The sequence below is a fragment of the Galbibacter orientalis DSM 19592 genome, from assembly GCF_000260115.1.
Classification (GTDB): domain Bacteria; phylum Bacteroidota; class Bacteroidia; order Flavobacteriales; family Flavobacteriaceae; genus Galbibacter; species Galbibacter orientalis.
Genome location: NZ_JH651379.1, coordinates 3,498,721 through 3,518,157, shown reverse-complemented (window position 1 = coordinate 3,518,157; position 19,437 = coordinate 3,498,721). Strand labels below are relative to the sequence as shown.

The following is a 19,437-nucleotide window of genomic DNA, read 5'->3' as shown; positions in this document are numbered from 1 at the left end:
CTCAAAGATGCAAAGATGCAAAGGTTCAGAGGGGTAAAGTTTTAAATTTGTGAATGAGTTAATTAGATGATTTGAAGAAAAAAAAGGTTTGAAGGTAGAAGTCCGAAGTCAGGAGGTTTTATGCTCTAATCTATATCCTCATCTCTTTATTCTTGTTTGCTTCCAGCTTCGGTCTTCCGACTTCCGACTTCTTTCTTTTACAATCCTTCAATCCTTCAATCCTTCAATCCTTCAATCCTTCAATCTTTCAATCTTTTCAATCTTTCAATTTTTCAATATAAAGAAAAGTGTTCAGTAGTCCGTTTTTTCTTCACAACTTCCAACTTCTGTCTTCTGACTCCCAACTCCCTGTGCTTCCCTGACATAGGTTGACTACTTAAAAGCAGTGAAAAACTATTTAAACAATCACTCACTTATTTTTGAAGAATTAGCAATGTGCTGAGAAGTTATTTCAGAAATTTTGGTTGGCATTTCTAAAGGGATACTCAATTGCTCAATGTTTGTAAGCTGATAATCAACATTAGTTTCATTATTAATAATGCCAATACCAGGAGCAAAATATTGTGTAGAAATAATAACATCTTTAGGTTTTAAAATGGAAACAGTAACTTCAAAACCATTAACGGTTGTGGTTACAACTCCAGAAAGATTAACAACCATCGATATCTTTATAACATTGCTATAATCTTCACCGAAAAGCGAATAATCTTCAATTAAAGCTTCTGTTTTTGTTGTTATGGTATGCGCTACTTCAATAATATAACCTTCTTTTTCTGTAGAAGAAGTCCCAATACTTGTATGCATAGTATTCCCAACAGGGTTTTTAGGATCTAACAAGACTAGATTTTCAACAGGAATTTCAATTCCCGGAATTAAATCAGTAATAACTCCATTTAAAATCAATTTATTCTTCGATTTATGGAGAAGGCTGTTCGTTAATAAATTTGTTATAAATCCTGTTTTAGAACTATTAGCACTGATGTGGTAATGAATTTCTCCTTCAATTAAGGTATCTTTTTCTACCCATAAACTATCAATTCCAGATTTTTCTGAGTCTACTTCATAAACCCAATAATTAGAATTTTCTAATGGAAAGTAATTTTCGTTATTTATTTCAGCTAACAAATCATCAGAAATAGATTCGCTACTAGAACAGGAAATGAACATTATTGAAAGAAAAACAAGTTGAAGGGAGTTCCGAAGCATTTATTAAGGATTTTTCATCTATACAAAATTTCACAAACTATTGTTTGTTTATGTAGGTTGGTATTGACCATTCTTTTTAAAAGCCCATAATGGGCTTTCAAATATAGAAAAATAAATTTTACTTGGTACCTGTTATTGTAATTGCAGCTAGTAACTCCTTGTAGTTCATGGTTTTTATATCCTCATCAGAATAAAAAGGACTTAATTTATCTTCATTAAAATGGTACAACTCCCAGCGTTTGTTATGATATTCTAGAGAAGTAAGATTCTCTATCCAATCGCCAGAGTTTAAGTATAAACAAGTTCCATTTTTATTGACTTTTCGAAGCATTTGAGGTTGATGAATATGTCCACAAACAACATATTTATAGCCATTTTCTATAGCTAAATCTGACGCTACTTTTTCAAAATCGGCAATGTATTTAATAGCTTTTTTTACACTATTCTTTATTTTTTTTGAAAGGGAGTATTTTTCTCTTCCCATTCCTACTAAAATCCAATTGATAAATTGATTAATCAAGATTAAAAGATCATAACCCCAACCACCTAATTTAGCAATCCATTTGGTGTGTTGTATAGATGCATCGAATACATCTCCATGAAAAATCCATGCCTTTTTTCCGTCTAAATTTAAGATAAGCTTATCTAAAATGTGGATATTCCCCATGGTTACATCACTAAATTTACGAAGCATTTCATCATGGTTTCCAGTAATATAATAGACTTCTGTACCTTTAGTAGATAAGTCGATTATCTTTTTAATTACCTGAAGATGGTTTTTAGGGAAATAACGTTTTCTAAACTGCCAAATATCTATTATATCTCCGTTTAGAATTAGCTTTTTAGGCGATATGCTATTTAAATAAGAAAGTAATTCTCCAGCATGGCAACCAAAAGTGCCAAGATGAACATCTGAAATTACTACCACGTCTACTTTTCTTTTTCTCAATCGTAACTGTTTAATCCCAAAGGGTATAATTTTCTGAGCTCTATGGAGAATCAGTTTTAATTATTTTCAATTGAATTTATTATGTTTTTACACTAGTCAATTGATTATTACGAAATAAAGAAAGTTATTCAATCATCGTATTACTTGATAATTAATTATTTATGATTTCTTTGTTAAGAAACACCATATTTTAACATCTTAATATTAATTGATGATTACGTATATTTAATTTTTGTTTCTCTTTTTTAAGATTTACATTTGTCAAAACCAAAATTTTATGGCAGGAAATTCCTTTGGAAACCTCTTTAAGTTAAGTACTTTCGGCGAGTCTCATGGAGAGGCTCTAGGCGGAGTTATAGATGGATGCCCAGCTGGCATCTCTTTAGATTTAAGCAAAATACAATTAGACCTCGATAGACGTAAACCTGGGCAATCTGCCATTGTAACTCAACGAAAAGAACCAGATGAAGTTCGTTTTCTTTCTGGAATCTTTGAAGGCAAAACAACAGGGACGCCAATTGGTTTTATTATAGAAAATACCAATCAGAAATCACACGATTATTCTCATATAAAAGATAGTTACAGACCTTCACATGCAGATTATGTGTATGAAAAAAAGTATGGTTTTAGAGATTACCGTGGTGGCGGAAGAAGTTCTGCTAGAGAAACGGCTAGTAGAGTAGTGGCTGGTGCTGTTGCCAAGCAAATGTTGGAAGGTGTAAAAATAAATGCTTTTGTTTCTTCCGTAGGAAATATCCATTTAGAAAAACCCTATACAGAACTTGATCTAGCTAATGCAGAAACTAACATTGTACGCTGTCCAGACACAGATTTGGCTGCTAAAATGGAAAATTATATCAAGCAAATTAGAAAAGAAGGAGATACTGTTGGAGGCGTAGTTACCTGTGTAATTCAGAATGTACCTGTTGGACTTGGAGAGCCTGTATTTGATAAATTACATGCAGAATTAGGAAAAGCAATGCTTTCCATAAATGCTGTAAAAGGATTTGAATATGGAAGCGGATTTCCAGGTGCCGAAATGAAGGGAAGCCAGCATAACGATTTATACAATGCAGACGGCACTACAAAAACTAACTATTCTGGTGGAATTCAAGGAGGTATAAGCAATGGCATGGATATTTATTTTAGAGTAGCTTTTAAACCTGTAGCTACTATAATGCAGACTCAAAAAACTATAGATAATAAGGGGGAAGAAGTAGAAATGCAGGGAAAAGGTCGTCATGACCCTTGTGTGGTTCCTCGTGCAGTACCTATTGTAGAAGCAATGGCAGCATTGGTTTTAGCCGATTATACCTTGATAAATAATAGTTATCTTCATAAAAGATAAATTCTGTTATATTTGAAGCAGTTTTTATTAACAGATTAACTTAAAACATACATTCATTTGAAGAAATTAGCATTACATTGGCAAATTATCATTGGATTAGTTCTTGGAATTATTTGGGCTATTTTATCAAGTAAACTTGGTTGGAGTCAGTTTACAATTGGCTGGATAGCGCCTTTCGGAACTATTTTTATTAATTTATTAAAGCTCATTGCTGTTCCTTTAGTGCTTTTTTCTATTATAAATGGAGTTTCAAATATTGGAGATCCGTCTAGTTTAGGTAGAATGGGAGGAAAAACCCTTTTAGCATACCTTATTACTACTATTTTAGCGGTTTCCCTTGGATTAGTTTTAGTGAATGTTATTAAACCTGGAAAGCTTATAGATGAGCAAAGCAGAATAGATAATAGAATTAGCTACGAATTGTGGGCAGGATCTCAGAATTTAGAAATTAAGGATGGGGTTAATTATTTACACGATCCTAAATTTCTAGATAGAGCAGAGCGAATTTCAGATTTATCCAGATCAGAATTGAAAGACGCTACCGTAAACGAAAAAATGAATACTGCAAATCAGGCAAAAGAAGCAGGACCGCTTCAACCGCTAGTAGATATTGTTCCAGATAATATTTTTAAATCTTTAGCAGATAACGGATTAATGCTTCAAGTTATATTTTTTGCTCTTTTCTTCGGAATTAGTTTACTCTTTATTCCTGATGAAAAATCAAAACCTGTAGAAGCTTTTATTGATGGAGTTATGGAGGTGTTTCTTAAAATGGTAGCCTTGATTATGAAGGCAGCTCCATTTTTTGTTTTTGCTCTTCTAGCAGGTGTTGTAAGTAAAATGGCTGGAGACGATATAGGAAAAGTAGTAGAAATATTTAAAGGGCTAAGTTGGTATTCTCTTACAGTAATGCTTGGTTTAGGTTTAATGATATTTGTAGTATATCCTGCAATTTTTAAAATGTTTATAAGAGTTATTTCTTATTTTGGATTCTTTAAAGCAATGAGCCCAGCTCAAACATTAGCTTTTTCTACATCAAGTAGTGCCGCTACGCTTCCAGTTACAATGGAATGCGTGGAAGATAACTTAGGAGTAGATAAAAAAATAACAAGTTTTGTACTTCCAATTGGAGCTACCGTAAATATGGACGGGACCTGCTTATACCAAGCAGTAGCAGTTGTATTTCTTGCTCAATTACACATGATTGATTTAACTATTGCACAGCAATTAACTATAGTGCTAACTGCCACATTAGCCTCTATTGGTTCTGCTGCGGTGCCAAGCGCTGGCTTAGTAATGCTTATTATAGTATTGCAATCGGTAGGCCTAAATCCAGCTTGGATTGGTATCATCCTTCCTGTGGATAGAATTTTAGATATGATGAGAACTGTAGTAAATGTTACTGGAGACGCTACTGTTTGCTCTTTAATTGCTAAAAGTGAAGGAATGCTTAATTATCAAGAACAAAAAGAGAAGGAAGTTACTGTATGATAACTAAGGATATTTTAAAAGACAACGCTGCTTTATTTACTATTGATAAGAATTTAGATAGGCTAATTAAACGAATAGAGTTACTTAGTTATTTAAATCCTTTAAATACTGAAAAGGAAAAGCATCGTTTCTTTTCTTCTAAATACACAGAAGAACCTATCTTTAAATATCCGAAGCAAAATTTTAATGCTTTCAAGCTACAGCGTTCGTTGTTTTCTAATCAATTAGAAAAAATTGAAGATGATGATATTCGCGATTTATACCAAGGGATTGTATATTATTATGCCAACATGGTACAAACTGCAGAAGCAATTGGTGAGCGAAAAAAATTCTTTTATAACAGCCTGAAACTTTATGGAACTCCAAAAGAAAAAGACGTAGCCAATGCCCGTTTTATTCTTCATATAAAAAATGAAAAAGAAGGAGAAAATCAGGAAAAAAAATACACTGCTAGAGATGCGCAGGCGTACTTTGAAGAGTTTGTAGAGCGTTATGATTTTCCTTTAAATATAAAATTATCTACTAGTATAGCGGCAGATGCTATGGTATCTAATAGCACACAAACGTTGTATATTAAAAAGAACGCTAAATTTAACGACAATCAGCTTAAAACGTTAGCAAACCATGAAATAGGCGTTCATATGGTAACTACTTTTAATGGTTTAAATCAGCCTCTTAAAATATTTTCTAATGGCTTTCCAAAAAATGTAGAAACACAAGAAGGATTGGCTGTATTTAGCGAGTATATGAGTGGCGCCCTCACTTTAAGTCGACTAAAAATATTAGCGTATAGAGTAATTGCCGCTGATAGTTTGATTAAAGGATATTCATTTTCGGACACTTTCGATTTATTACACAATCAGTATAAATTAGATAGAGATAAGGCTTTTATAATAACACTACGAATCCATAGAGGAGGAGGGTTTACAAAAGATTATTTGTATTTAACAGGATTAAAAAAAGTGTATGAATATTACAAATCTGGGAACAATCTTTCCCCTTTATTAACAGGAAAAGTTTCTTTAGATAGGGTAGATTCTATTGTAAAACTTCAAGAATTAGGACTGGCTTCAAAATCTATTCATATAACAGATTCTTACTCAGCTAATAAAAACAATAATTCTAGTATTGATTTCATTCTCCATAATCTAAAATAAGTAAAACTACTTATATTTTCTCATTTTATAAGACACTATCTTAATAAAGTGTTTTGTATACAAATATCATCCCTACACAACAAAAAATTTCATTTAAAATATACAGGAGATATTTTTGCTTCTATATAAATAATTTTATACCCAAATCTTATTTATGAAACCTACTTTATGTTTGTAAGCGTAAACTTAGATACCTTATGAAGATGATTAATATTTTTAATTTTTCTAGTGTGAAGAAAGATGAGCGACTTAAAAAAGCAGATATTTCTAAATTAAAAGAAGACTGCTTGGCCGATAAAGAGTATATGAATGAAATAGTTGCTTTGTTAAATGAAAACATAGAGGAGTTTTATGAAACTACAGCAATTTCTATAAAAGCAAAAGAGCGCTTTTCAATTTCTAGAGCGGCTCATAAAGTAAGGAATGGTTTGGAAATGGTTAAAGCCAATTCGCTTCTTGATTATTTAGATATGATCCAAAAGGAATGCCAGCATTTAAACACTTACGATAATATTTCAAATCTAATTTCAGGCTTTAAAAATGAATATATAGCAGTATTAAACGAAATTCGGAAGCAAATAAACGAACTGGATGCTTAAAAAAACTATTGTTTTAATAGAAGAGGATCGAATGGTTGCTTCTTTACTGTCGTTTCGGTTAAAGAAAGAGAATTTCAAAGTAGTCGTTTTTGCAAACCTCTCAGCTGCTACAGATTTTTTATCCAATAAGCTTTTTGATGTAATAATTTATAGTTTTAGTAGCACAAATTTTAACGGACTATCAATAATTCAAGAGATTGATAAAAAAAACGTTTTAAATACCCCTGTAATTTTCTTAGCCTCAAATAGTCAACAAGTAGCTTTAATAGAAAACTCAACTTTAGAAATAAATAACTGTGTTCTTAAACCTGTAGTACCAGAAATTTTGATAGAATTAACTTCAAAAATTGTAGGAATATATAAAAGTGAAGTTTTATAGTAAACTAATCTGGTTAAAAGGACTATTATGATACGTTCACATACAAAAAACCAATCTTTACACTACTCCCCATCTGTAAGACAGTTTAAATATATATCTAATTATTTATGATGCTATTCTTTTTGTATTATAAATTTGATCAGGTGGTACTTTTCCTATTTCAGTATGCCTTCTTTTGGTGTTATAGAATTCAATATATTCCGTGACCATTTGATAGAGATCTAGACCTCCGTTTGGTGGGTTTAGATAGATCTTTTCATATTTAAGAGACTTCCAGAAGCGCTCAATAAAAATGTTATCCAAAGCTCTTCCTTTGCTGTCCATAGATATTTGAATATCATGTTCTTTAAGCACTTCAATATATTCGGAGCTGGTATATTGTGACCCTTGATCGGAGTTATGGATCTCCGTATTGCCATATTGAGCGATAGTGTCTCTAAGAAGCTCGATACACCACTGTTTGTCCATTGAGTTTGAAATACTCCAATTAAGTATTTTTCTACTATATACATCAATGATAGCATTCATATACATAAAGCCACGGAACATAGGAATATAGGTGATGTCAGTCTGCCATACTTGGTTAGGGCGGTCTATTACTAAGCCCTTCAAGAGATAAGGGTACTTATAGTTTTTAGGATCCCTGATGGTGGTTTTAGGTTTTCTATATATGGTCTGTAATCCCATAATTTTATACAGCCGTCTTATTCTTTTCACATTTACGTGGTAGCCAAGATCAAGGATGAGATAATCAGTCATCCGTTCGACTCCATAATAGGGGTGTTCCAGGAACTGCGCATCTATTGCCTTCATCAGTTCTAAATTCAATGGACTCTCACTTTTAGGCTTATAATACAGACCAGAGCGATGAATGTTAAGGATTTTACATTGTTGTGCAAGACTCAGCCTTGGATGAGATTTTACTACCTTTTGTCTTCTTTCAGTAGTACTCATTTGCCCAAGACTTTCTTTAAAAAATCATTCTCAACTTGTAATTGACCGATCTTACTATAAAGCGGTGCGGTATCCACAGCTGGAGTATCTTTTTCTGATTTGGACTCGAAAGCAAGTTCTGCGTTTTTTAAAAACTCTCGCTTCCAATTGGATATTTGGGCTGGATGCAATTCAAATTTGGCAGCAAGTTCAGGTATACTTGTCTGCTCTTTTATCGCTTCAATGGCTACTTTGGCCTTAAAGGATGCGCTGAATTTTCTTCTTGATGTTTTCATATTGACAGGGTTAAAATTACAACTTAATTTCCTGTCCTAAATTTGGGGAGTATTATACTTGACAACAAAATATTTTATATCAAACGAATCTGACTTAAATTTATTGTATAGTTTAAAAGTTATTGTGCGCCCTAAAGCAATAATTACTAAAACTTAAAAAGACTTGCCTCAAGTCTTACCTGAAAACCTACTTACAATCTCCCTAAACATAGGGAGATTTTTTTTGTATCGCTTTTCCTATAATTAATTTATAGCTTTCTCATTTAGTTTTTTGTATCTTTTGTAAGTTTAATTTAATTTTTAAGTCATGAAAGCTGTGTCAGTTAAATCGTCTTTTTTATTTCTAATAGCATTGTTAATCTTTTGCAATGTTCCTTCCGTAAAAGCTTTTGAATCAGATTTTATAGTAAGCGTACAAGACACCATTAACTTTCAAGAGTTTAAAGGAACTATTTTTGATGCCACAACTAATGATGAACTTGTATTTGCTACCATAGCTATAGAAAACACCAACATAAGTACGATTACAAATGCGGAAGGCGGCTTTATTTTAAAAGTTCCAATATCCATGCTCGATAAGAATCTAACCGTATCTTTTTTAGGATATCAAAAAAAAATAATTCCTATAAATACGCTCAGTGTTGAAGACAATGAAATCTCATTATATCCTGTCTCGATAACGCTTTCCCAAGTAGATTTAAGCGCTCCAAAAGATGCGCTAAGTTTGGTTAGAAGTATGTTGAATAAAAGTGGGGTTAACTATTTGACTTCTCCAGTTAAAATGACAGCTTTTTATAGAGAAACAATTAAGAAACGAAATAGAGACGCTTCTTTATCTGAAGCTGTTGCTTACATCTACAAACAACCTAATTCCAATGGTAAAAGAGATATTGTAGATTTATTTAAATCTAGAAAGCACACTAATTATTCTCGTTTGGATACAGTAGCATTAAAATTGCAAGGAGGGCCGTTTACTCCCTTGTATGTGGATGTTATGAAGTATCCAGAATATATTTTTACACAGGAACTTATAAAACATTACGACTTTAAATTTGATGCTTCTACAACTATAAATAGTAAATCTGTTTATGTAGTTAATTTTAAACAAAAGGAAAATGTTATAGACCCTCTGTTTTATGGCAAATTATTTATAGATGCTGAAAATCATGCTTTGGTAAGTGCTATTTTCAACTTAAATGTTGAAGACCGAGAGAAAGTTAGTGAATTATTAGTTAGAAGAAAACCAAGTAGAACTGATGTATATCCTACAGAAGCTTCTTACAGAGTAGATTATAGAATAAAAAATGGAAAGTGGTACTATGGCTACGCAAACGTACAACTTACATTTGTTGTTAATAAAAAAGGGAAGTGGTTTAACTCTAAATATCATGTGAAAAGTGAAATGGCTATTACTGATTGGCAAGAAAATGAGGGAGAAAGAACTGTTAAAAACAAAGACCGAATGAAACCTTCAATCATTATTGTAGATGAAGCTTCTGGGTTTTCAGATCCAGAATTTTGGGGAGCTTATAATGTTATAGAACCCGAAAAATCTATAGAGTCTGCAATTAATAAAATTCAGCGACAAATAGATAGAAACAAAAGCTAATTAAATCAAAATAATTTAAATCCCTTATTGAGGGTTTTATTCCCCAGAGCCTGTCCTGAGTTTATCGAAGGGCTCTACGTCGAAATGGATTAAATTATTTTCCTTTGAATACCTCGTAGGCTTGCCTCGAGATAGTTGATTGTATACTCTCGAGAAATAAGGGTAGTGTATAATAAATTAAACCTCTAATTCAGTATTAAAATAACTACGATTAAAAAAGTTAACAAAATTTAAGCGTTTGGCACAGAATTGGATATTATTTTTACTCCAAAAGTTAGATATTTTTTATATTTATCGCGGTTATGAATTTGAATTATAAAATGAAGTTTTTATTTGTCTCTATATGTATGGTTTTTCTTGGGTATACTTCCTATGCGCAAGTTGAATCTACAAACACCCCTATTAAATTAGAAGGACTGAATGCAACACAGCTTCCAAAAGAGAATTCAAATGAAGCTACCAATTTAAATATAAAGGCTACACCAGATGTAGAAGTCCCTAAAAAGTATGTTCCTAAAACTCCCAAAAAACCATCTGCTACCGACATAGCAAATAAAGAAGTAGATATGATGGGGAGTCAAGAAGCTTTTTTAGATCCAGGAGACCGGTTTGAAAAAAAGCTGAACAAAAAATTTAACGGGAGTGGAGATGACGGAAAAATGGGCGCTACAACAACACAGTATTTTGGCGACTTTAAAAGCAATGCCAAATCAATTAAAATACTTTGTAGAGATCATCAATATGTGGATGGAGACCGTGTAAGTGTTATTGTAAATGATAAAGTAGTAGCACCAAATATATACTTAGAATCGAGTTTTAAAGGAATTTATATTGACCTTGAAAAAGGATTTAATAAAATAGAATTTAAAGCGTTAAATCAAGGTTCTTCAGGGCCAAATACTGCTCAATTTGCTGTTTTTGATGATAAAGGAGTCGAAATATCTTCAAATATTTGGAATTTAGCTACTGGCGTAAAAGCTTCTCTTTTAATTATAAAAGAAGAATAGAGCTTCCTTTTATAGCTTATATAATTAATATTTAAAGAATCTAGCTTCTAAATATGTTATTAGCAAACCTATAACTTACATCCATATAAATTATTTCAGAAAAACTTAACGTAAATTTTTTTAACAATTTCATACCTTTATAAGTATATCATTGAATTCTTATAAACTATGAATAAAGTACTAATAGCCATAGATTACAATCCAACCTCAGAGGAGGTTGTTAAAAAAGGGTATGAGCTTGCTAAAACCTTGGATGCAGAAGTTTGTTTAATTCATGTTATTAGCAATCTCCAATATTACGGGATTCAATATCCTAGTTTTATGGGATACGATGCCATGAATGTAACATACGACCCATCAATCCAAGATGAAATGAAAAAGATAGCCAAGGATTTCCTTAAAACTGCAACCGAAAATTTAAAGGATCCAATGGTAAAATCTCATATAGCAGAAGGTGATACTGCCGACGAGGTGCTAAATTATGCTGAAGAATGGAAGGCTTCCTTAATTGTTATGGGAACTCACAGTCATAGTGCACTAGAAAAATTATTAATTGGAACAGTTGCTTCTTCTGTTTTGGAACATACAAAAGTTCCTGTTTTTATGGTTCCTATTAAGAAAGATTAGTTTGGAATTACGTATTAAAAATTTTATAACTGAATTTCCTTTTTTTACTGAAGAAGAGAAAAGACCATGGGAATTTACTTCTAATATAAAGCAACTCGTTTTAGATTTTCAAAAATCCTTAAATGATGATTTTATAATAGAAAATCATATTGCTATTCATAAATCTGCTGTTATTGAAAAGGGGGCGGTACTAAAATCTCCAGGTATTATTTGTAAGAATGCTTTTGTGGGAGCTAATTCCTATTTAAGAGAAGGTTTTTTTATTGCTGAAAATACTCATATTGGCGCCAATTGTGAAATTAAAAGTAGTTTTATAGGATCTCATTCTGCAATTGCTCATTTAAATTACATCGGAAATAGTATTATTGGTTCTAATGTAAATTTTGAAGCGGGATCAATAGCTGCAAATCATTATAATGAAAGAACTGATAAACAAATTTGGGTGCTTCATAACAATGAACATATAGATACAGGAGTTACCAAATTTGGTTCTATTGTGGGAGATAGCAGTAGAGTGGGAGCTAATGCGGTACTTTCTCCAGGCACTATTTTACCACCTCATTTTATAGTAAAACGGCTAGAACTAATTGCTCAGATTCCATAAATTTTATAAAACTTCACATTTATTTAATATACTTTAAATCTATTAATTGTAATATTGCAATAAACAAATTGACATGGGACTAACAAAGGCTGAAATTTTTTCAGAAGAACAAAATAAAATTGCTAGTATAGCAAAAGTGCTAGGGCATCCCGCTAGAGTAGCTATTTTACAATATTTATTTAAAACAAATGCCTGTGTTTGTGGAGATTTGGTTGGAGAAATCGGGCTTGCACAACCAACAATCTCTCAACACTTAAAAGAATTAAAAAATATAGGAATTATAAAAGGAACTATTGAAGGAACTAGTGTTTGCTATTGCATCAACCAAACGAATTGGGATGAAATGGCTCATATTTTGAATCTTTTTATTAATCAATCTCCTAATATTTCTACAGGCGATTGTTGTTAGCTTGTCATTATAAATTTATGAACTTATTTAGTTTAGTTAATCGTAATATAGCAATAAAGCAATGTTTAAAATATAAAATTTTATAAAATGAAATTATCAGATTTTAAAAAACACTTAAAAGGGAAAGAAAAAATAGCATTTCAATTACCAAATGGAAGTCTTGTTCCAAATCATTTCCATGTTACGGAAGTAGGCGCTATCAGTAAAAAATTCATTGATTGCGGAGGAACGTTAAGAGAAGAAAAAGTAATTAATTTTCAACTTTGGGAAGAAAATGATTACGACCATCGATTACATCCAGAAAAATTAATTCACATTATAGAGCTATCAGAGGAAAAATTAAATCTAGAAGACAACGAAATAGAAGTTGAATACCAAGGCGAAACCATCAGTAAATATGGTTTAGACATTGCAAATGGAATCTTTATGTTAACTACTAAACAAACAGACTGTCTTGCAAAAGATGCTTGCGGAATTCCAGAAAAAAAGAACGTAAAATTATCAGAAATCCCCATAAGCTCATCTAATTCATGCACCCCAGGAAGTGGTTGCTGTTAACCTAAATTATTAAATATGTATCCTACAATAAATAATAATATAAGTACTCTAAATATTGAATCCTTATCCGAAGAACGTAAGGAATTGTTAACATCTTTAATCGAATTTATCAACAATAAAGTCGCGAAAAAGGAAGCTGTTACTATAAATTTTATCTGCACCCACAACTCAAGAAGAAGTCACTTATCGCAAATTTGGGCACAAACTATGGCTCATTATTTTGGAATAGAAAATGTATTTTGTTACTCTGGAGGAACAGAAAGTACAGCTATGTTTCCTATGGTTGGTGAAACTTTGAAGCAGAGTGGGTTTCTAGTAAAAAATATTTCAGAAGGGGATAACCCAGTATATAGTATTAAATATGCCGAAAATGAACATCCTGTAATTGCTTTTTCTAAAAAGTATGATGATGATTTTAATCCTGAATCAGGGTTTGCAGCTATAATGACTTGTTCTCAGGCAGATGGAGGCTGTCCGTTTATAGCAGGAGCAGAAAAAAGAATCCCTATTACTTATGAAGATCCAAAATTATTTGATGGAACTCCAGAACAAGCAGCAAAATATCAGGAAAGAAGCTTACAAATAGCTACAGAAATGTATTATGTATTTTCAAAAGTCAGTAACTAATGAAGCAGTCTAAAAAATTAAGTTTTCTCGATAAAAATTTAACGCTGTGGATTTTTGTAGCCATGGCAATAGGAGTTTTTATAGGTTATGTATATCCAAACATTTCAAATATTATAAACTCTTTTAATAGTGGTACTACAAATATCCCTATTGCAATCGGACTCATATTAATGATGTATCCTCCTTTGGCTAAGGTTAATTATGCCTTATTGCCAAAAGTTTTTAAAAACGTAAAAGTATTATCTATTTCCTTGGTTTTAAATTGGATAATAGGCCCCTTTTTAATGTTTTTTCTAGCTATCATTTTTCTTCATGACTATCCAGAATACATGGTAGGTCTAATTTTAATTGGTCTTGCTAGGTGTATAGCTATGGTTTTAGTATGGAACGATTTAGCTGAAGGGAGTAGCGAATACGGCGCAGGATTGGTAGCCTTAAATAGTATTTTTCAGGTTTTTGGCTATAGTTTTTATGCATGGCTATTTATTACCAAATTACCACCTCTTTTCGGATTTGAAGGAGCAATCGTAGATATTTCAATAGCAACAATTGCAGAAAGTGTAGCTATTTATCTAGGAATCCCTTTTGTTTTAGGCTTTTTAAGTAGGCTAATTTTAGTTAAAATTAAAGGAGAGGAATGGTATACAAAAAAATTCATTCCTTATATTTCTCCAATAACACTCATAGCCTTGCTATTTACCATTCTGGTTATGTTTTCATTAAAAGGAGAACTTATTGTTCAAATTCCATTTGATGTTGTATTAATAGCCATTCCATTACTCATTTATTTTACTGTAATGTTTTTTATTGGTTTTTTTGTTAGTAAAGCAAAAGGAACTCCATATGATGAGAATGTAGCTATTGCTTTTACTGCCGCAGGAAATAACTTTGAGCTTGCCATTGCTGTAGCTATTGCAGTATTTGGGCTAAATTCCGGACAAGCATTTACTGGGGTTATCGGACCATTAGTGGAAGTTCCAGCACTTATATTATTAGTAAGAGTTGCTTTTTGGCTTCGAAAAAAATATTATCCATCGCTTACTTAGCTTCAGATATAAAAATGATTCACTCTATTCTAGTATAGAATAGCCAGGAATGATAACTATAAAATTATTCCCCCGAGATATATACCTCGGGGGAATTTTATTATATGGGTTGTTAAATTAATGCTAATATTGGGTAAGTTTTTTCTTCATCTAGAATAAAATGTAAATTAGAACAGTACAACTAAATCAAATAAAAAAAATGAAAAAATTAATCTACCTTCTAGCCATTCCCTTGGTAATAGCTAGTTGTAAAAATCAAAGTAAAAATACTTCAGAAGATACAAATGAAGTTATAAAAGATAGTACACCATCTGTTCAAACAGCCATTGGTGAAATTGAATTACCTGCACCATTTTTTACTAGGTCTGTTTCTAGACCTAGTACAGTAATAGATTGGCCAAAAGAGAAAACTCCTACAGCTCCTGCAGGTTTTAAGGTAACTCGCTTTGCTGAAGATTTAAAACATCCTCGTTGGACGTATATTGCTCCTAATGGAGATGCTTTTGTTGCAGAAGCTAATACAAGTAAAGACAGTGCAAACAGAATTACACTACTTAGAGATACTAATGGAGATGAAAAAGTAGACGAGCAGCATATTTATCTTGAAGGGTTACACCAAAACTTAGGAATGTTGGTTTTGAATAATTATTTCTATGTAGCAAATACCGATGGATTGTATAGATATCCGTACAAAAAAGGAGCTAATAAAATTACATCTGAAGGAGAAAAAATTGTAGATCTTCCTGCTGGCGGATACAATAATCATTGGACTAGAAATATTATTAGTAGTAAAGATGGTAGCAAAATTTATATTTCTGTAGGTTCTGCAAGTAATGTAGGAGAACATGGAATGGAAGAAGAACAAAGACGCGCTTCTATCCTGGAAGTAAACCCTGACGGCTCTGGAGAGGAAATATATGCTAGCGGAATTAGAAACCCTGTAGGAATGGATATAAATCCTGTAACTGGAGAGTTATGGACAGCTGTTAATGAGCGTGATGGACTAGGAGATAATTTAGTACCAGATTACATTACTAGCGTTAAAAAAGGTGGTTTCTACGGCTGGCCATTTAGTTATTATGGAGCTATTAACGATCCGCGTTGGGAGGAAGACCCACACCAAGATATGGTGGAAAAAACTATTATTCCTGATGTTCCTGTTGGAAGTCATACTGCTTCATTAGGTTTAACATTTTATACAGCCGATCAATTTCCTAATAACTATAAAAATGGAGCTTTTGTAGGACAACATGGTTCTTGGAATAGAGCAAATTTTGCAGGATATAAAGTTGTATTTGTTCCTTTTAGTGATGGCAAGCCACAACAACCTCAAGATTTCTTAACCGGATTTATTGCAAATGATGAAGCTGGAGAGGTTTATGGACGTCCGGTAGACGTAACTGTAACCCCAAAAGGTTCTTTATTGGTTAACGATGACGATGCTGGGATTATTTGGAAAGTAACTGCAGCTAATTAATAAAATATAAACTTTTAGTAGCTTCCTAAGTTATAATACTCATAATTTAGGAAGCTATTTTTTTATATCAGACTCTTAATAATACATCAATTTATTAGTACATGGGATTGGTTTACACCTTTTATCATTAAGCTTACAAGATCAAAAACAGGCAAATAATTTTGTCAAAATTAAACTCCTTCTGGTAAGTCCTGAAGCATGTAAATCTCGATTATTAGTAACTAAAAAAACGCCTTACTAATAAAGTAAGACGTCCTTTCAGCTTAAAGTGTGTGTTAATCTATTATTGTTTATTCATTTGAAGCCATTAAAGCAAAGAATTTGTTGATGTTTGGTAAAATCACAATTCTAGTTCTTCTATTTTTGGCTCTATTTTCTTTAGTTTCATTATCTACTAGCGGTTGGAAACTACTTCTTCCAGAAGCTATTAATTTTTCTGGACTTACTTCGTAATCGTTTTGAAGTTTTCTAACAACAGATGTAGCTCTTAAAACACTTAAATCCCAGTTGTCTTGCACTTTCTCTGTATGAATACTTCTGGCATCTGTATGTCCTTCTACCATTACCTCAATACTTGGCTCAGAGTTTATAACGTCTGCAAGTTTTTGTAAAATATCGTTTGCCTTATTACTTACTCTGTAACTAGCTGTATTGAATAGTAATTTATCAGAAATAGAAATCATTACTACAGTCTCATCAATATCAATAGCAATATCATCATCTTCATTCAAACTGCTGTTATTCATTGATTTTTGTAGATTGTAAGAGACAGCTAAATTCATTGAATCTTTTAAAGTCTTAGCCTCACTAAGTTGAGAAGGGTCTACATTTTGTAGTGTTTTACGCATTCCTCTTTTAGTTTCTTCAGAAATAACTGCTACATCGCCAACAGTAACCAATTTACTATCGTTCTCTTCTGTTAAACTATTAATTTTACTATTGTACTCATCAACACGATTTTGAATAGCAGAGAATTTTGTTTCCAATTCTTCTTTTTCAACTTGTGTTTTTTGTAGCTGACTTTGAAGTTCTCCTTTTTCATTCTCTAATTCCACATATTTCTTCTTCGATACACAAGAAGTTAATATTGCAATTGTAAATAATGTTATTGCTGTTTTTTTCATCTGTTAATAGTTTTAATTATTTTTAAAAGTCTTAGTTAAAACACCCAAGTAACTACATCTTGAAATTTACTTTTTGAAGGATGTTTCAGCATCAATTTTTTAATTCATTCTGTAATATCTACGGAGATCTTTCTAAAATAGATTATTTAAAAATGTTAAAATGAAACGTTTTATCGTTTAAAACATTCATTTTATCGAAGAATATAAATGATGAAGTCGTGGTTTTCAAGAGGTTAAACTTCAGTATTTATCTTACAAAAAAACAGCAAATAAATTTCAATATTATAGTACCTTTGATTTTTTTATCTGAAAATCAACTACCTCGAGGCAAGCCTACGAGGTATTCAAAGGAATACAAATTAAATCCATTTCGATGCAGAGCCCTTCGATAAACTCAGGACAGGCTCTGAGGAATAAAACCCTCAATGAGGGATTAAATAGAAAAAGAACAACTTCAAATTATCAATATTTTGGCAAAGAATGATCCCTACGCAGCACTGCGTTACAAAGAATTCAACATATTTTTGATTGTCCGTTTTGCAATGGTTTTTGCATGGTCAATGCAATTTGTAGTAATAGAGTGGGAGGTATATAGTATTACAAAAGACCCGTTATCTTTAGGAATTATCGGACTAATGGAGGTTATTCCTGCGGTTTCCTTAGCACTTTTTGCAGGACATGTAGTAGATCAAAAGGAAAAAAGAGGCTTGTTGTTAAAGTGTATTTTAGGATTTTCTGTAATTAGTTTCGGACTCTTTTTATTAACGTGGCCTAAAATTATTGGAGAATGGCCTACTGATATTGTTTTGTATTGTATTTACTTTTTAGTTTTTCTAGGTGGTTTTGTACGTGCTTTTTTAGGGCCTACCATTTTTTCTTTATTTTCTTTAATTGTACCCAAAAAGGTATATCCAAATGCAGCAACATGGAGTAGTTCTGTTTGGCAAATGGGAGCTGTTCTAGGGCCAGCATTAGCTGGATTTAGTATTAATTGGATTGGCGTACATTGGTCTATGTGTCTAATTTTTGGTTTTTCTTTAATAGCATTTGTTAACCTACTTCAGATCCCTAAAAAGCCAATTTTAAATCCTAAAATAGGAGAAAATGTATTTAAAAGCTTGCGAGAAGGAGTTCGGTTTGTATTTAGTACTAAAGTAATTCTAGGGGCTATAACTTTAGATATGATTGCTGTACTTTTTGGTGGGGCTGTAGCGCTATTACCTGTTTTTGCACAAGATATTTTACATGTAGGTTCTCAAGGTTTTGGAGTTTTAAGAGCCGCCCCAGCTGTAGGAGCATTAATAACAATGTTTACATCTGCTTATTTCCCGCTTAATAAAAGTGCTGGAATGAAACTTCTTGGAGCTATCTTTGGATTTGGTGTGTGTATTATTGTTTTCGGACTCTCAACATGGTTTTGGGTATCTGTATTAGCACTTTTCTTAAGTGGAGTTTTCGATGGGATCTCAATGATTATTAGACAAACCATTTTACAACTGCGTACTCCAGACCATATGCGTGGTAGAGTAGCATCGGTTAATTCTATGTTTGTAGGATCGTCTAACGAGTTAGGGGCTTTTGAAAGCGGACTAACAGCACGATTAATGGGAACAGTTACCGCTGTAGTTTTTGGCGGTACAATGACATTAATAACAGTTGTAACTACAGGAATTGTTTCTCCTGCTTTTAGAAAACTAGATCTTAGAAAAGATATTGAAGAGCATGAAAAGGAGGAGTAAGTAAGGGTATATTCAATATTGACCAAAAAATTAAATTTTAATATTATGGCTAAGAGAATATTACCACACGAAAGGATTCGTGCGGCAGCGGGGAAGCCCAGTTAGCGTAAGAGCTAAGCTTGCGCCAATTATGAGTAAGAAGTAAAAACAATGAAACAAACACCCCTATAATCCCCTCAAGGGGATAGTAAATGCGGAGTGGAACAAGGTGTTAAATAGTACCCAGGTCAAACCCCCGCTGGTGCGCGATTG

20 protein-coding genes are annotated in these 19,437 nt (G+C 32.4%); 15 read left to right on the top strand and 5 right to left on the bottom strand.

All coding sequences use genetic code 11. The features are described from left to right. Positions 1 to 405: 405 nt before the first annotated feature. Together JOOMADRAFT_RS15425 and JOOMADRAFT_RS15420 are read right to left on the bottom strand one after the other, a co-directional pair. Positions 406 to 1,167: a hypothetical protein gene (locus JOOMADRAFT_RS15425; RefSeq protein ID WP_040879778.1), complete on the bottom strand. Its 762-nt coding sequence runs from the start codon at positions 1,165 to 1,167 to the stop codon at positions 406 to 408. Between the two features lie 157 nt (positions 1,168 to 1,324). Next, positions 1,325 to 2,155 (bottom strand): UDP-2,3-diacylglucosamine diphosphatase, encoded by an 831-nt coding sequence (locus JOOMADRAFT_RS15420; protein WP_008614986.1) that lies wholly within the window; start codon positions 2,153 to 2,155, stop codon positions 1,325 to 1,327. A gap of 277 nt (positions 2,156 to 2,432) precedes the next feature. On the opposite strand from JOOMADRAFT_RS15420, the gene aroC reads away from it, so the two are divergent. From aroC to JOOMADRAFT_RS15395, 5 genes are all read left to right on the top strand, one after another. After that, complete coding sequence (aroC, locus tag JOOMADRAFT_RS15415) at positions 2,433 to 3,503, top strand: chorismate synthase (RefSeq protein ID WP_008614984.1); 1,071 nt, start codon at positions 2,433 to 2,435, stop codon at positions 3,501 to 3,503. A gap of 57 nt (positions 3,504 to 3,560) precedes the next feature. After that, a complete protein-coding gene (locus tag JOOMADRAFT_RS15410) occupies positions 3,561 to 4,994 on the top strand; it encodes a dicarboxylate/amino acid:cation symporter (protein ID WP_008614981.1) in 1,434 nt (477 codons plus the stop codon). Beyond that, positions 4,991 to 6,151 (top strand): flavohemoglobin expression-modulating QEGLA motif protein, encoded by a 1,161-nt coding sequence (locus JOOMADRAFT_RS15405; RefSeq protein ID WP_008614979.1) that lies wholly within the window; start codon positions 4,991 to 4,993, stop codon positions 6,149 to 6,151. Before JOOMADRAFT_RS15410 ends, JOOMADRAFT_RS15405 begins: the two co-directional genes overlap by 4 nt. Positions 6,152 to 6,348: 197 nt before the next feature. Beyond that, positions 6,349 to 6,750 carry a hypothetical protein gene (locus tag JOOMADRAFT_RS15400; RefSeq protein ID WP_008614977.1) on the top strand — a complete coding sequence of 134 codons (402 nt, stop codon included), beginning with the start codon at positions 6,349 to 6,351 and terminating at the stop codon, positions 6,748 to 6,750. Further along, a complete protein-coding gene (locus tag JOOMADRAFT_RS15395; protein WP_008614976.1) occupies positions 6,743 to 7,129 on the top strand; it encodes a response regulator in 387 nt (128 codons plus the stop codon). Before JOOMADRAFT_RS15400 ends, JOOMADRAFT_RS15395 begins: the two co-directional genes overlap by 8 nt. Positions 7,130 to 7,234: 105 nt before the next feature. Here the strand turns inward: JOOMADRAFT_RS15395 and JOOMADRAFT_RS15390 are convergent, their stop codons facing one another. Beyond that, the gene (locus JOOMADRAFT_RS15390; RefSeq protein ID WP_008611013.1) at positions 7,235 to 8,083 is read right to left on the bottom strand and encodes an IS3 family transposase; all 849 of its coding nucleotides are present in this window, start codon (positions 8,081 to 8,083) and stop codon (positions 7,235 to 7,237) included. Next, entirely contained in the window at positions 8,080 to 8,358 is a 279-nt protein-coding gene (locus JOOMADRAFT_RS15385; protein WP_008611014.1) for a transposase, read from the bottom strand. Before JOOMADRAFT_RS15385 ends, JOOMADRAFT_RS15390 begins: the two co-directional genes overlap by 4 nt. Positions 8,359 to 8,665: 307 nt before the next feature. Here JOOMADRAFT_RS15385 and JOOMADRAFT_RS15380 point away from each other — a divergent pair, with 307 nt between their 5' ends. The 9 genes from JOOMADRAFT_RS15380 to JOOMADRAFT_RS15340 all read left to right on the top strand — a co-directional run bounded on the left by JOOMADRAFT_RS15380 (position 8,666) and on the right by JOOMADRAFT_RS15340 (position 16,322). Continuing rightward, a complete protein-coding gene (locus JOOMADRAFT_RS15380) occupies positions 8,666 to 9,967 on the top strand; it encodes a carboxypeptidase-like regulatory domain-containing protein (protein ID WP_008614974.1) in 1,302 nt (433 codons plus the stop codon). A gap of 320 nt (positions 9,968 to 10,287) precedes the next feature. After that, the gene (locus JOOMADRAFT_RS15375; RefSeq protein WP_157136693.1) at positions 10,288 to 10,974 is read left to right on the top strand and encodes a hypothetical protein; all 687 of its coding nucleotides are present in this window, start codon (positions 10,288 to 10,290) and stop codon (positions 10,972 to 10,974) included. Positions 10,975 to 11,142: 168 nt separating this feature from the next. Continuing rightward, on the top strand, positions 11,143 to 11,601 hold the full coding sequence (locus JOOMADRAFT_RS15370) for a universal stress protein (protein ID WP_008614972.1): 459 nt from the start codon (positions 11,143 to 11,145) through the stop codon (positions 11,599 to 11,601). A 1-nt stretch (position 11,602) separates the two neighbouring features. After that, positions 11,603 to 12,205, top strand: a complete 603-nt coding sequence (locus tag JOOMADRAFT_RS15365; protein ID WP_008614971.1) for an LbetaH domain-containing protein — start codon at positions 11,603 to 11,605, stop codon at positions 12,203 to 12,205. Between the two features lie 73 nt (positions 12,206 to 12,278). Beyond that, on the top strand, positions 12,279 to 12,614 hold the full coding sequence (locus JOOMADRAFT_RS15360; protein WP_008614970.1) for an ArsR/SmtB family transcription factor: 336 nt from the start codon (positions 12,279 to 12,281) through the stop codon (positions 12,612 to 12,614). Positions 12,615 to 12,701: 87 nt separating this feature from the next. After that, positions 12,702 to 13,172 (top strand): DUF6428 family protein, encoded by a 471-nt coding sequence (locus tag JOOMADRAFT_RS15355; protein ID WP_008614968.1) that lies wholly within the window; start codon positions 12,702 to 12,704, stop codon positions 13,170 to 13,172. Between the two features lie 15 nt (positions 13,173 to 13,187). Next, entirely contained in the window at positions 13,188 to 13,799 is a 612-nt protein-coding gene (locus JOOMADRAFT_RS15350; protein WP_008614967.1) for an arsenate-mycothiol transferase ArsC, read from the top strand. Then, positions 13,799 to 14,845, top strand: coding sequence for an ACR3 family arsenite efflux transporter (gene arsB / locus JOOMADRAFT_RS15345; protein ID WP_008614965.1), 1,047 nt, complete (start codon positions 13,799 to 13,801; stop codon positions 14,843 to 14,845). The genes JOOMADRAFT_RS15350 and arsB overlap by 1 nt, the downstream gene beginning before the upstream one ends. A gap of 199 nt (positions 14,846 to 15,044) precedes the next feature. Further along, the gene (locus JOOMADRAFT_RS15340) at positions 15,045 to 16,322 is read left to right on the top strand and encodes a PQQ-dependent sugar dehydrogenase (protein WP_008614963.1); all 1,278 of its coding nucleotides are present in this window, start codon (positions 15,045 to 15,047) and stop codon (positions 16,320 to 16,322) included. Between the two features lie 290 nt (positions 16,323 to 16,612). On the opposite strand, the gene JOOMADRAFT_RS15335 is transcribed toward JOOMADRAFT_RS15340, so the two are convergent. Beyond that, positions 16,613 to 17,446 carry an OmpA/MotB family protein gene (locus JOOMADRAFT_RS15335; protein WP_008614961.1) on the bottom strand — a complete coding sequence of 278 codons (834 nt, stop codon included), beginning with the start codon at positions 17,444 to 17,446 and terminating at the stop codon, positions 16,613 to 16,615. 470 nt (positions 17,447 to 17,916) lie between these two features. Between JOOMADRAFT_RS15335 and JOOMADRAFT_RS15330 the strand changes: the two genes are divergently transcribed. Further along, positions 17,917 to 19,185: an MFS transporter gene (locus tag JOOMADRAFT_RS15330; RefSeq protein WP_008614960.1), complete on the top strand. Its 1,269-nt coding sequence runs from the start codon at positions 17,917 to 17,919 to the stop codon at positions 19,183 to 19,185. Positions 19,186 to 19,437 lie beyond the last annotated feature (252 nt).